The sequence below is a fragment of the Nocardioides sp. J9 genome, assembly GCF_007829375.1.
Lineage (GTDB): Bacteria > Actinomycetota > Actinomycetes > Propionibacteriales > Nocardioidaceae > Nocardioides.
In genome coordinates, this window is record NZ_VLJQ01000066.1 from 69,065 (window position 1) to 81,616 (window position 12,552).

At 67.2% G+C, this 12,552-nt stretch carries 10 protein-coding genes; 9 read left to right on the forward strand and 1 reads right to left on the reverse strand.

Features of this window, described 5'->3' with window-relative positions; genetic code table 11:
- Positions 1-12: 12 nt before the first annotated feature.
- Positions 13-1,458, forward strand: coding sequence for an aldehyde dehydrogenase family protein (locus L615_RS09650; protein ID WP_145724930.1), 1,446 nt, complete (start codon positions 13-15; stop codon positions 1,456-1,458).
- 45 nt (positions 1,459-1,503) lie between these two features.
- A complete protein-coding gene (locus tag L615_RS09655) occupies positions 1,504-2,730 on the forward strand; it encodes a CaiB/BaiF CoA-transferase family protein (RefSeq protein WP_261376621.1) in 1,227 nt (408 codons plus the stop codon).
- Between the two features lie 969 nt (positions 2,731-3,699).
- On the opposite strand, the gene L615_RS09660 is transcribed toward L615_RS09655, so the two are convergent.
- The gene (locus tag L615_RS09660; RefSeq protein WP_145724931.1) at positions 3,700-4,905 is read right to left on the reverse strand and encodes a CaiB/BaiF CoA-transferase family protein; all 1,206 of its coding nucleotides are present in this window, start codon (positions 4,903-4,905) and stop codon (positions 3,700-3,702) included.
- A gap of 97 nt (positions 4,906-5,002) precedes the next feature.
- Here L615_RS09660 and L615_RS09665 point away from each other — a divergent pair, with 97 nt between their 5' ends.
- From L615_RS09665 to L615_RS09695, 7 genes are all read left to right on the forward strand, one after another.
- A complete protein-coding gene (locus L615_RS09665) occupies positions 5,003-5,788 on the forward strand; it encodes an enoyl-CoA hydratase/isomerase family protein (RefSeq protein WP_186449805.1) in 786 nt (261 codons plus the stop codon).
- Between the two features lie 63 nt (positions 5,789-5,851).
- The gene (locus L615_RS09670) at positions 5,852-7,309 is read left to right on the forward strand and encodes an aldehyde dehydrogenase family protein (protein ID WP_186449806.1); all 1,458 of its coding nucleotides are present in this window, start codon (positions 5,852-5,854) and stop codon (positions 7,307-7,309) included.
- 13 nt (positions 7,310-7,322) lie between these two features.
- Positions 7,323-7,802: a VOC family protein gene (locus tag L615_RS09675; RefSeq protein WP_145724934.1), complete on the forward strand. Its 480-nt coding sequence runs from the start codon at positions 7,323-7,325 to the stop codon at positions 7,800-7,802.
- A 7-nt stretch (positions 7,803-7,809) separates the two neighbouring features.
- Positions 7,810-9,750, forward strand: a complete 1,941-nt coding sequence (locus tag L615_RS09680) for a 2-oxoacid:acceptor oxidoreductase subunit alpha (protein ID WP_145724935.1) — start codon at positions 7,810-7,812, stop codon at positions 9,748-9,750.
- The gene (gene fdxA / locus L615_RS09685; protein WP_145724936.1) at positions 9,747-10,076 is read left to right on the forward strand and encodes a ferredoxin; all 330 of its coding nucleotides are present in this window, start codon (positions 9,747-9,749) and stop codon (positions 10,074-10,076) included. The genes L615_RS09680 and fdxA overlap by 4 nt, the downstream gene beginning before the upstream one ends.
- On the forward strand, positions 10,073-11,155 hold the full coding sequence (locus L615_RS09690) for a 2-oxoacid:ferredoxin oxidoreductase subunit beta (protein WP_145724937.1): 1,083 nt from the start codon (positions 10,073-10,075) through the stop codon (positions 11,153-11,155). The genes fdxA and L615_RS09690 overlap by 4 nt, the downstream gene beginning before the upstream one ends.
- Positions 11,156-11,306: 151 nt before the next feature.
- A complete protein-coding gene (locus tag L615_RS09695; protein WP_145724938.1) occupies positions 11,307-12,407 on the forward strand; it encodes an ABC transporter ATP-binding protein in 1,101 nt (366 codons plus the stop codon).
- Positions 12,408-12,552: the final 145 nt, after the last annotated feature.

Genomic DNA, 12,552 nt, shown 5'->3' on the forward strand with positions numbered 1-12,552 from the left:
CGGAGGAACGACATGAACCCGACGCCCGAAGATCCGTCCAGTGCCGCGCCCGGCCTGTTCCGGCGCCTGAACCCTGCGCGGCTCAGCGACGTAGTGGGGGACTTCGACGACGCGGACGCTGCCGCCGCCGAGGAGGCGGTCGTCGCCACGACGAATGCCTACCCAGCGTGGGATGCCACCTCGATCACTGAGCGTGCCGCGCTCCTCCTGCGCGCGGCGGCGAACTTGCGCCAGCGTGCCGACTCGATCGGCGCTGCCATCACCCGTGAGGAGGGCAAACCCCTGGCGCGGGCGGTGGGCGAGGTCGTCAGGTCGGCGGAGACTCTGGAGTACTTCGCCGGCTCCGTGCTTCAGCCCACCGGTGTCACTGTGCCGTCGCTGCGTCCCGGCGTCCGCCTGGAGACCCGGCGTCACTCCCTGGGTCCGGTCCTGGTCGTGACCCCCTTCAACTTTCCGGCGTTCCTGGCGGCGACGAAGTTGGGTCCGGCGCTTCTGTGGGGCAACACGGTGGTGTGGAAGCCCTCGCCGCACGTCCCGGTGGCCTCGTCGCTCGTCCACCGGGCGTTCCTCGACGCGGGCATCCCGCAGGGTGCCGTCGAGCTCGTCCTTACCTCCGATGTCGAGACCAGCCGGTTCCTCGTGGCTCACGATGGCTTGCGCGCGATCAGCTTTACGGGCTCGACCGCGGTCGGCCTGGCGATCGGCCGCGCGGCGGCTGAGCGTCACGTACGGATCCAGCAAGAGCTCGGTGGCAAGAACGTGCTCGCGGTGGCGAGAGACGTGCCGGTCGCGGAGGCCGCAGCCGTGGCCGTCGAGAGCGCCTTTGGGGAGAGCGGGCAGAAATGTACCGCCGCCGGACTGGTTGTCGTCGATGCGGCGGTGTACGACGACTTCATGGCGCAGGTGGAGAAGGAGATGTCCCACCTGGTGCTGGGGGAGGGCGTGGACCCGGAGGTCGCGATCGGGCCGCTGATCGACGCTCCCGCCCTGGAGCACGTGCACCGCCTCGTGGAGGCGTCGGTCGCCGCCGGGGCACGGGTCGAGTTGGAGGGTGTGGGTGAGAACCGCGTCCGTCTGGAGCAGGGCTACTTCTTCGTGCCTCGGGTCGTCCGGCTGCCCTCCCGACTGACTCCGCTGCAGACCGAGGAAACTTTCGGACCGATCCTGACGGTTGTCCCATCGACGGACCTGATCGACGATGCCCTTGCGCTGATCCGCGCGTCGCGAATGGGGCTGTCGGCCTCGGTGCTGACCCATGACCTGCGTGTCGCGGAACGCTTCGTGGCGGGGGCGGAGGCGGGGCTGATCGGCGTAAATCTCCCGACTACTGGCGTCGAGTTCCAGGTGCCGTTCGGTGGTTGGAACAACTCCGGCGGCCCGTTCCCCGAAGCGGGCCCGAGCGCTCGCGACTTCTACACGCGGAACAAGACGGTCGCGGTGAATTCTCTGGGACTCTGACTATCTGTCGTTGCAAATGTCGTCATTTTCGCATACATTAATGTCATGCGGAATGGGCCCTCCAGTGATGACACGATGTCCGGCTCGGTCGCGGGGGCACTTGACGGCATCCTGGTCGCCGACTTCTCGCGAGTGCTCGCGGGTCCCTACCTGACAATGCTCCTCGGTGATCTCGGCGCTACGGTGATCAAGGTCGAGTCCCCCGAGGGGGATCAGACGCGGGGCTGGGGACCACCATGGCGCGACGGCGAGACCACCTACTTCCGGGGGGTCAACCGCAACAAGCGCTCGATCGTTCTCGATCTGAAGAAGGCCGAGGACCAGGCTCTCGCTCGGGAGCTGGCCCTTCGTGCCGACGTGCTGGTCGAGAACCTCCTCCCGGGGCGGATGAAGTCCTTCGGGCTGGACTACGCGGCCCTCCAGCCCGCGAACCCCGGACTCGTCTACTGCTCGCTGTCGGGATTCGGTTCGCAGCCGCGGGGAGCCCGGCTGCCCGGCTTCGACTTGGTGGCGCAGGCCGCCGGCGGGCTGATGTCGATCACGGGGTCAGCCGAGGGCACTCCCATGAAGGTGGGAGTCGCGGTCGTCGACGTGCTTTGCGGCCTGCACGGTGGCATGGGCGTGCTGGCAGCGCTCGCGGCGCGCGCCTCGCATGGTCGGGGCCAGCTGGTCGAGGTGAACCTCCTGGCGAGCACGCTGTCAGGCCTCGCCAATCAGGCGGCCGCATTCCTGATGGCGGGGGAGGTCCCGGGTCGGCTCGGGAACGCCCATCCGAGTGTCGTGCCGTATGAGGTCTTCGAGGTGGCTGACGGTGACGTGGTCATCGCTGCCGGCACAGAGCGCCAGTTCCGCCAGCTCTGCAGTGTGCTCGACCTGGGCGAGCTTCTCGGCGATGAGAGATTCGCGACCAACGTCGCTCGGGTGCAGAACAGGGTGCTACTGCGCAAGATCCTGTGCGACCGCCTCGCCGGCTTCACTCGTGCGGAGGCGACCGAGGCGCTGTCCGCAGCAGGAGTACCGGTCGGGCCGGTGAACGACATCGCAGACGCCTTCAAGCTCGCTCGCGACCTGGACCTGGAGATGCTGTGGAGGATCGACGGCATCGATCACGTGAGGTCCCCATTCTTCCTAAGCGAGAACGCCCCGACGCCCCGATCGGGCGCTCCGTCGCTCGACGCTGACGGAGCGGACCTCCGTGAGTGGCTCTCTGCTGAGCATTTTCCGGGCACAGGCGGCCCGGGTGCGAGCGGCCCGCGGCCAGCCCACCCCTGATCTGCGCCGCATTCTGGCGCGTTCTCAGCCGAGTACGCGGCGGTGCAGCGAGATGGCCCCCCATCGTGGGGGGCCATCGTCGTCGTGGACCTGACGCGTAGCCGACATTGGTGGACCGTGGGTGGCGGCAGGTGTAAGCCGTGCCTGCACCGCAGTGACCCGTGGGCCATCGCCGGACTGAGCGAGTCCCGCCTCGGGGGAATACCTGTCAACAGTTGCGGGGCCCGGCGGCCTGGGAACGCAGCCCGCCTCAGAGCTGCGCATTCCGAGAGTCGCGTGACTGCGCGACCGTCACGTCTGGGGCCGGTGCGCTGATCTCCGCATTCTGGGCGGAGAGAGGACTGATCGTGAGGCTAGGCATCACGCGCTCTACGGGCGCCGAGTGCGCTGGTCGGCCACCTGCGCGATGCCGCCGCCGGCCGGGTCGCCAGTGCTGCAGCTGACGCCGGCCAGGTGATCGCGCTGACCCTGGGCGGCATGCTTACGGTCTTGCGCAAGGACCGGGGTCCGCCCGAGGTCCGCGCCAAGGAAGCCCTGTTGACGCGCCCGGACCCGACCTTCCAGCCCCTTCCTCGAGCCGGCACGGTGAGTGCGGCCATTCTGCTGGCCGAGGTCGTGTTCGTCGGGGCGCAATCTCGGCGCAACAGTCCCTGGCCGCCCTGGCTGGTGCAGCCACATTCGACATGGCAAATGGGCAAGAATGCCAACGTCGGCTTCCCGTGCGGCCGCGACAAGCTACTCCGCACCGCCTCGCCGGCTGGAGCGAGACGCCTCACACGCCAACGCCTCCAGAGGCCGGTGATACCTGCAGGCGAACACGCCCCCGCGGCTGCCGACGCACCGCTGCAACCGTCTGGTCCACGGCTGAAATCGGCTGGCGCCGCGGGCGAGACCAGATACTTTTCAGCCGGACCAACACGACCGCCTCCGTTCCCAGTCGGGAGGCTGTTGACACAGGCCTGGGTCCTGTCAGGCGCCCACCCAGGCCCGGATCGCGTCCCCGTGCTGGTTCAGCATCGGGGGAGCCAAGTGCGTTCTGCGCCCGCCGGCGGGCAGGCTGTGGTTGAAGCGGATGGGCGGGCCGGGCAGGGTGATTCGACCGAGTGCTGCGTGTTCGACCTCGAGGAGCAGCCCTTGAGTGGCGGTCTGTTCCCACTCGTAGACCTGGTCCAGCGTGCGGACCTGGCCGCTTGGGATACCGATTCGGTTCAAACGCTCGAGGAGCTCCTCAGCCTCCAGCGTCCCGAACCGGGACGCGATGGCCTCGTGGACCGCCGCGCGAGCCCCGACACGCTGGGGATTCGACGCCCACTCGGGGCGGTCTAGGTCGAACTCCTCCGCGAGGCGCCTCCACATCGCCTCAGTTCCCACCGCGATCTGCACCGGTCCGTCTGCGGCCTGGAACAGGCCATAGGGACAGATGGAGGGGTGATGCACTCCGGTCGCTGTCGGAGTCTCCTGTGCGACAGTGTGACGAGTCCCTTGGAAGGCGTGTACGCCCACGATGGCCGCGAGCAGGCTGGTGGTCACATGTTGTCCGCTGCCGCTCGTTTCCCGCTCGTGGAGAGCTGCCAGGACCCCGTAGGCGCCGTAGATACCGGCCAACAAGTCCCCGATGGGCACCCCGACCCGCATCGGCTCGCCAGGCGCGCCGGTGAGGGACATCAACCCCGCCTCGCCCTGAGCGATCTGGTCGTAGCCGGGCCGGTCCGCGGCGGGGCCATCGGGGCCAAAGCCACTGATCGACAGCGCGATCAGGCGCGGGTTGCGGGCGCTCAACTGCGCGAAGGAAAAGCCGAGCCGGTCCATGACGCCCGGCCTGAAGTTCTCGATGAGGACGTCGGCGCGATCAACCAGGCGCCACAGGACGTCGGCGTCGGCGGGGTCCTTCAGATCAAGCGCGATCGACTCCTTGTTGCGGTTGCAGCTCAAGAAGTACGTCGAATGCTCTCGGTCGTCGCGACCTGGGAGGAAGGGTGGTCCCCAGCCCCTGGATTCGTCGCCTTGGGGGGACTCGACCTTGATCACCCGTGCCCCCAGGTCGCCCAACATCATCGCGGCGTGAGGACCGGCAAGGGCGCGGGAAAGGTCGAGCACCACCAGATCTGCGAGAGGTCCGGCAGAACCGGCCTCGTCCGGTAGGTCGGAGGCGAGGACGTGGTGGGTGCTTGTCATCGGCGAGTTCCTGAGGTGAGGGTTGGAATTTAGTCGACAATAACGCATGCAGTTCGCCATGCAACACTGTCGCCATATCAACCGACAGGAGGGCAGCATGGCTGATGAATCCGTGGGGCGCATCGTCAGTGGCGTCGACGATCGGGGGGTGGCCACGTTGGTGCTCAGCAATCCGGCGCGGCGCAACGCGATCACGGGTCGAATGCGGCGCGCTATCGAGCAGCTCCTTGAGGAGTGGGAGGAGGACTCGACGGTCCGCGTCGTCGTAGCGTCGGGAGAGGGCGGTCGCTCTTTCTGCTCTGGATTGGACCTGGCGGAGGAGGCGTCGAGGGAGCACCGTGACCTGGCGCAGGACCTCCGACGGTTCTGGGGTGCCTGGCAGCGATTCACGAAGCCCGTCATCGCCAGGATCGAGGGTCACTGCATCGGCGGCGGAGTGCTGACGGCGTTGCATGCCGACCTCCGTTATTGCTCGCAGGAGAGCATCTTCTCGATTCCGGCCGCCCGTCTCGGGCTCCCCTTCGGCTTCGACTCCGCCCAGCCGGTGGTGGAAGCCATTGGCCGCGCTCGAGCGACTGAACTGGTGCTCACCGCCCGCAGCTTCGACGCGCAGGACGCCCTGCGCCTGGGCTTGGTGTCGCAGGTCGTCCCCGCGGAGGAGTTGGCGAGTGTCGTCGATCAGCTAGCCGCTGACATCGCCGAGAACGCGCCGTTGACTGTACGGGCGGCGAAGGCGGGCATCCGGGAGGCGGCGCGCGATGCCGGTGACCGCGACCTCGCCGCAGTGGACCGCTTCGTCGCGGCCGCGCGCTCCTCGCAGGACCTCCTCGAGGGCCGCGCTGCGCGCAGGGAGAGGCGCGCTCCGCGGTTCGAAGGGAAGTGATCCCTTGTGTCTGCAGGAGTGTATGCATTATCGTCGGCGAAAATGACTGAGAGGGTGGCAGCGGTGAGTGAGCTCACGTCGTACCAGATGTTCATCGACGGTGCGTGGGACGCCGGCACGACCGGACGGCGCATGCAGTCGGTCAATCCCTACACCGGCCAGGTCTGGGCCGACTTTCCCGAGGGGGACGAGACTGACGTCGACCGCGCGGTCCGTGCCGCCCGCCGCGCCTTCGAGGAGACCGACTGGACGCGGCGTCCGCGCTACCGCGCGGAGGTCCTGCGCAAGCTGGCCGACCTGATCGAGCGTGACGCTGAGCGGTTTGCTCAGCTCGAGTCGACCGACAACGGAAAGACCATCAGTGAAGAGCGCCGGATGTACGAGAGCCTGCCGGCCTTCTACCGGCTGGCGGCCAGCTATGCGGAGACGATGTCCGGTGACGTGCCCACGGGGGCCAACCCCGATGTCCTGAGCATGACGATGTACGAGCCTTACGGCGTGATCGGCATCCAGACGCCTTGGAACACGCCGGGAGTCATCTTTGGGCAGGCGGCAGCGCCCGCTTTGGCGACCGGCAACGCGGTCGTCGTGAAGCCCTCCGAGCTCGCTCCGTGCTCGACGCTCGAGTTCGGCCGCCTGGCCCTCGAGGCGGGCCTGCCCGATGGTCTGGTCAACATCGTGACTGGTCCTGGACCCGCCGTCGGGGCGGCCCTGTGCGCCCACCCCGGGGTGGACAAGCTGGTTTTCACGGGTAGCCCTGCCGCCGGGCGCATGGTCGCGGCGGCGGGCGCGTCTCGGCTAGCTCCGGTTCTGCTGGAGCTCGGCGGCAAGTCGGCCAACATTGTTTTCCCTGATGCCGATCTGGACGCGGCGGTCGAGGGGCTTGTGCGCGGATTCACCGCCTCGGCGGGGCAGACCTGCGTATGTGGCAGTCGCGCGCTGATCCACGAGTCGATCTATGCCGAGGTCGTGGAGCGCATGATCAAGGCCGTCGGTGAGCTTCGCGTTGGCGACCCGGCCGACCCCGCCACCGAGCTCGGGCCGGTGTTCTCCCGCCAGCAGTTCGACCACATCGACGAGCTCGTTCGCAGCAGTGTGGAGGAGGGTGCCGACATAGCGTGCGGAGGTGGCCTGATCGAGGGATGCACGGGCAACTTCTACGCACCGACGATCGTGACCAACGCCCACAACCAGATGCGCATCGCTCAGGAGGAGGTGTTCGGGCCGGTCGTGGTCTGCATTCCCTTCCGTACCGAGGAAGAAGCCATCCGCATCGCGAACGGAACCGCGTTCGGGCTCGCGGCGGGGGTATGGACCGCCGACCTCAACCGAGCGCATCGAATGACCCGCGACCTCCGGTCCGGGAAGGTATGGGTCAACCACTACCGCGCGGGCGATGCCAACTTCCCCTTCGGAGGAATCGGCGAGAGTGGCTACGGGCGGGTCAACGGCATGGACGGGATCCGGGAGATGACGCGCTCCAAGAGCGTGCAGATCCTGCTGGATCAGAATCGCGCCTGAGCAGCGCCTGCGGATGAGACGTCACGTCGGTCGAGTCGACCATGTCATCTGGGTGGTACGACCGGAGAACCTCAAGCGCTACGCCGACGAGGCGGCAGACCTGCTGGGTGTCGAGTTCGAGCACATGCACGGACCGACGGTGTCGGGGCGCCCTCGTGAAGCCTATGTCTCCTTCGATGCCGGGATCGAGTTCATGACGCCGCACGCCGCGGACGACGAGCTTGCCCAGGATCGTCTCGATTTCCTGGAGCGCCACGGCGAGGGAATTTGGGGGATCGTCTTCGGTGTCGACTCGGTCGCGGGAGCAGTCGCCTCGGCGCGCGCAGCGGGACGCCCCGGTGGGGAGTTGCGTCTCCACGGCTTCGGGCCCGAGGCGCGCAAGAAGCTCATGGCCCGGTGGACCACGCGAGTCATCGATGTCCAGGAGGCCTATGTGGGCTCCATGGCGGGCTCGCAGTTGATGTTCGGAGAGATCGAGTACACGGACGAGTGAAAGACGAATGAGCAGCAAGCAGGTACAGCAGCTGGACCGTGTGATCATCCGTTTCGCTGGCGACTCCGGAGACGGGATGCAACTCACCGGCGACCGGTTCACCCAACAGTCGGCGGCGTTCGGCAACGACTTGGCCACATTCCCCAACTTTCCCGCGGAGATCCGGGCGCCACAGGGCACCCTGCCGGGCGTCTCGTCGTTCCAGGTTCATTTCGCGGATCACGACATCCTCACGGCAGGAGACGCCCCGGACGTCCTGGTTGCGATGAACCCGGCCGCACTCAAGGCCAACGTGGGCGACATGGTGCCGGGTTCGGTCATCATCGTGGACTCCCACGACTTCACCGGCCGCAACCTGCAGAAGGCGGGTTACGCGGCCAACCCGCTGGAGGAGGAGGGGGCAGGCTCGCTCGCCGAGAGCCACCAGCTCTCCGTGCTGGATCTGACCGGTATGACCGTAGAGGCCGTCAGGGAATTCGGTCTGTCCCGCAAGGACGCCGCCCGGGCCAAGAACATGTTCGCGCTGGGGTTGTTGTCGTGGATGTATGGTCGCCCCACCGAGACCACGGTCGACTTCCTCGCTGCCCGGTTCGCCAAGGCCCCGGCCGTCAGGGACGCCAACATCACGGCCTTCAAGGCCGGGTGGAACTACGGCGAGACAACCGAGACCTTCGTCGTCCGGTACGAGATCAAGCCCGCTGCGATGGCGCCGGGAACCTATCGAAACATCTCGGGCAACCTTGCGCTCTCCTATGGCCTGGTCGCCGCGGGCGTGCAGTCCGGCTTGCCGATCTTCTTGGGAACCTACCCGATCACCCCAGCCTCGGACATCCTCCACGAGCTGAGCAAGCACAAGCGGTTCGGCATCACGACTTTTCAGGCGGAGGACGAGATCGCCGGCATCGGATCTGCACTCGGCGCTAGTTTCGCCGGCGCCCTTGGCATCACCACGACGTCGGGCCCCGGCGTGGCGCTCAAGTCAGAGGCGATCGGTCTGGCGGTGATGACCGAACTTCCCCTGGTCATCGTCGACGTCCAGCGCGGCGGACCGTCCACCGGACTCCCCACCAAGACCGAGCAGGCCGACCTGCTGCAGGCGATGTACGGACGCAACGGCGAGTCACCCATCCCGGTCGTCGCGCCCCAATCGCCGGGCGACTGCTTCTCCGCGGCCGTCGAAGCCGCCCGCATCGCCGTCACCTACCGCACCCCGGTGATGCTCCTTTCCGACGGCTACCTCGCCAACGGCTCAGAACCGTGGCGGGTGCCGGTCGTCAAGGACCTGCCGCGCATTGAGCCGAGGTTCGCGACGCCGGAGGGCAGGTCGGAGCCTGATGCGACCCACCCCGACGTCGAGCGCGCGTCCTTCCTACCCTACGCGCGCGATCCCGACACGTTGGCCCGGCCGTGGGCGATCCCGGGCACCCGGGGCCTGGAGCACCGCATCGGTGGTCTGGAAAAGGCCGACGGTCACGGGAACATCTCCTACGACCCGGCCAACCACGAGCGCATGGTCCGACTCCGTCAGGCCAAGATCGATCGGATTGCTGCCTCGCTGCCGCCGCTGCAGGTGGACGATCCGTCCGGCCGCGCCACCGTCCTTGTCCTAGGTTGGGGTTCAACCTACGGTCCGATCGGCGCCGCGTGCCGCCGCGTGCGCCGCGCTGGGTATGACGTGGCACAGGCCCACCTGCGTCACCTCAATCCTTTCCCCGGAGACCTTGGTGACATCCTGCGGTCCTACGACAAGGTCCTCGTTCCCGAAATGAACCTCGGCCAGTTGTCGCTGCTGATTCGCGCGAGGTATCTCGTCGACGCGGTCGGCTACAACCAGGTCAACGGCATGCCGCTCAAGGCGGCCGAGCTCGCCGAGGCCCTCACCGAACTCCTCCAGTCCGTGACAACTGGCCCGGACGCTCCTCGCCTGCTGAAAGGTGTCGCGCGATGACCTATGTGATCTCCCAACCCTGTGTCGACGTCAAGGATCGCGCGTGTGTCGACGAATGCCCGGTCGACTGCATCTACGAGGGCCGCCGGATGCTCTACATCCACCCGGACGAGTGTGTCGACTGCGGAGCCTGCGAGCCGGTGTGCCCGGTGGAGGCGATCTACTACGAGGACGACGTGCCGGCCGAGTCGAAGGGGTACCACGACGCCAACGTGAGCTTCTTCGCCGATCTGGGCTCACCTGGTGGTGCCGCCCAGCTGGGCCTGATCGACGCCGACGCGCCGATGATCGCCGGACTTCCTCCGCAGAACCAGGAGAAGGAATGACCGCCGTCGAGCTGCCTTTCCCTGGCCTGGCGGGTGTCCCGGTGGAGAATGGCCCTCGGGATCGGAAGGCCTATGCGTCAGACCAGGAGGTGCGCTGGTGCCCCGGTTGCGGCGACTATGCGATCCTCGCTGCGATGCAGGGCTTCCTGCCCTCTCTCGGCCTGAGGCGGGAGAACATCGTGTTCGTCTCCGGGATCGGCTGCTCCTCCCGCTTTCCGTACTACCTCAACACCTACGGCATGCACTCGATCCACGGCCGGGCGCCAGCGATCGCGACTGGCATCGCCACAGCGCGGGAGGATCTCTCAGTCTGGGTGATCACGGGTGACGGTGACGCCCTGTCCATCGGCGGCAATCACCTGATCCACGCGCTCCGGCGCAACGTGAACCTGAAGATTCTGCTGTTCAACAACCGGATCTACGGTCTGACCAAGGGGCAGTACTCGCCGACGTCGGAGGCCGGCAAGATCACGAAGTCGACGCCCGCGGGCTCGGTGGATCATCCGTTCAACCCGGTGTCGCTGGCGCTGGGCGCCGAGGCGACGTTCGTCGCGCGCACCATCGACAGCGACCGCAAACACCTCACCTCGGTGCTCGCGGCGGCTGCAGCTCACCGCGGCACGGCCCTGGTCGAGATATACCAGAACTGTCCGATCTTCAATGACGGCGCCTTCGACGCGGTGAAGGACAACGACACCCGGGCTGATGCGATCATTCCGCTGGTCCACGGCGCCCCGATCCGGTTCGGTCGCCCGGGGTCGGATGGTCTCGGCACACGCGGAGTCGTACGTGCGGCCCACGGCGGAGTCGAGGTCGCGGTGGTCACCGACGACAACGTCGGTGATCTCGTCGTGCACGACCAAGGGAGCGAGGATCCGACCCTCGCCTTCGCGCTCTCGCGTCTGACGGACGTAGGGGTCCTTCACCAAGCGCCGATCGGCGTCTTCCGGTCGGTTATCCGACCGACGTACGACGACGATGCCCGTCGCCAGGTGGCCGTCGCCGCGGCAGGGGAGGATGATCTCGCCGGCGCCCTGGGTTCGTTGCTGCAAGGCAAGGACACATGGGCCGTGAAATGAACGGGATTCTGATAGCCCGCAAAAGATTCGGCGAGAATGTAGACATTCTAGATGGATGCCGACTAGCGTTGCAGAGGTCACAGACCGTGCAGCAAGTGCTGAGCATCGACTTCGTGAAGGTCGCGTGCGACAACCGAAAGGGAGAAGTTAGGTGACTGCGTCCGTCGAAACTCAGGATCTCGGAAAGGTCTTTGGGCGCGGTGCCGGCAAGGTCGAGGCGCTGCGGGACATCAACCTGTCGATCGAAGCCGGCGAACTGCTAGTCCTCGTCGGGCCCAGCGGCTGCGGTAAGACAACACTGTTGCGTTGCCTGGCCGGCCTCGAGGACGCGACCACCGGCCAGATCCGCATCGGCGGGGAGACTGTCTTCGACAGCGGCAGGAATGTGCTCGTTCCGCCGTATGCTCGCGACATCGGCATGGTCTTCCAGAAGTACGCCCTCTGGCCCCACATGACCATTCGGCAGAACGTGGAATATCCGCTGCGGTCCCGTGGCAAGAAGGAGCGGATCGGCGCGGGCCGTGTCGACGAGGTCCTCAAGACCGTAGACTGCCTGCACCTGGCCGATCGCTACCCGAGCCAGCTCAGCGGCGGACAGCAGCAGCGGGTCGCGGTCGCCCGCGCGATCGTGTCCGAGCCGGCCGTGCTCCTGCTCGACGAGCCGCTCTCGAACCTCGACGCACTCCTGCGTGTGAGCCTTCGTGACGAGCTCCACGCGCTCCACCAGCGCTTTCCCTTCACCGGTGTCTACGTGACCCACGATCAAAGCGAAGCCATGAGTCTCGGGGATCGGGTCGCCGTCATGCGGGACGGTCAGATCGAGCAGCTCGCGCCTCCCCGGACGATCTTTGACCGCCCTGCCACCCCGGAGGTCGCTCGCTTCGTCGGCGTCCGGAATCGATTCGAGGTGCGCTCCAACGGGTCGGGCTGGGAGGTTCCGGCGGGACCCTTCGCGCTGCGACCGCTGGCGGCAGGCGCAGAGAACGTGCTCTTGGGCGTCCGTGCCGAGCACCTCCGACTCACCCCTCTGGCGACGGGCGCCGAAACGATCCCGGGCCAGCCGCTGGTCGAGGGCAAGGTGCTCGACAAGATCTTCGGCGGTCTCGGTGTCGAGTACGTCGTGGACACCGCTGCCGGGACGTTTCACGCGGCAGTGCGTCGAGTCGAGGAGTCGGCGGAGGTCGGCGATCGCGTGATGCTGTCCGTGGTACCAGAAGAGGCCCACGTCTTCGCCGCCGGTCAGCGACTCTGAACCGCGCCGCGTCCCGCGAAAGAGTCGCGGATGTAATAGATAGTGGGACGGGACGCTACGCGTCGTCGGCGTCACCGGGGCGCTCCCGGAGGGATTGGCGAGGGCCACGCTCGCGCGCTCGCGGGCGGCAAGACGGTGGTCGCAT

Coding starts and splice junctions, on each gene's coding strand:
- L615_RS09650 (WP_145724930.1), top strand. CDS start 13: ATGAACCCGACGCCCGAAGATCCGTCCAGTGCCGCGCCCGGCCTGTTC.
- L615_RS09655 (WP_261376621.1), top strand. CDS start 1,504: ATGCGGAATGGGCCCTCCAGTGATGACACGATGTCCGGCTCGGTCGCG.
- L615_RS09660 (WP_145724931.1), bottom strand. CDS start 4,905: ATGACAAGCACCCACCACGTCCTCGCCTCCGACCTACCGGACGAGGCC.
- L615_RS09665 (WP_186449805.1), top strand. CDS start 5,003: ATGGCTGATGAATCCGTGGGGCGCATCGTCAGTGGCGTCGACGATCGG.
- L615_RS09675 (WP_145724934.1), top strand. CDS start 7,323: ATGAGACGTCACGTCGGTCGAGTCGACCATGTCATCTGGGTGGTACGA.
- L615_RS09680 (WP_145724935.1), top strand. CDS start 7,810: ATGAGCAGCAAGCAGGTACAGCAGCTGGACCGTGTGATCATCCGTTTC.
- fdxA (WP_145724936.1), top strand. CDS start 9,747: ATGACCTATGTGATCTCCCAACCCTGTGTCGACGTCAAGGATCGCGCG.
- L615_RS09690 (WP_145724937.1), top strand. CDS start 10,073: ATGACCGCCGTCGAGCTGCCTTTCCCTGGCCTGGCGGGTGTCCCGGTG.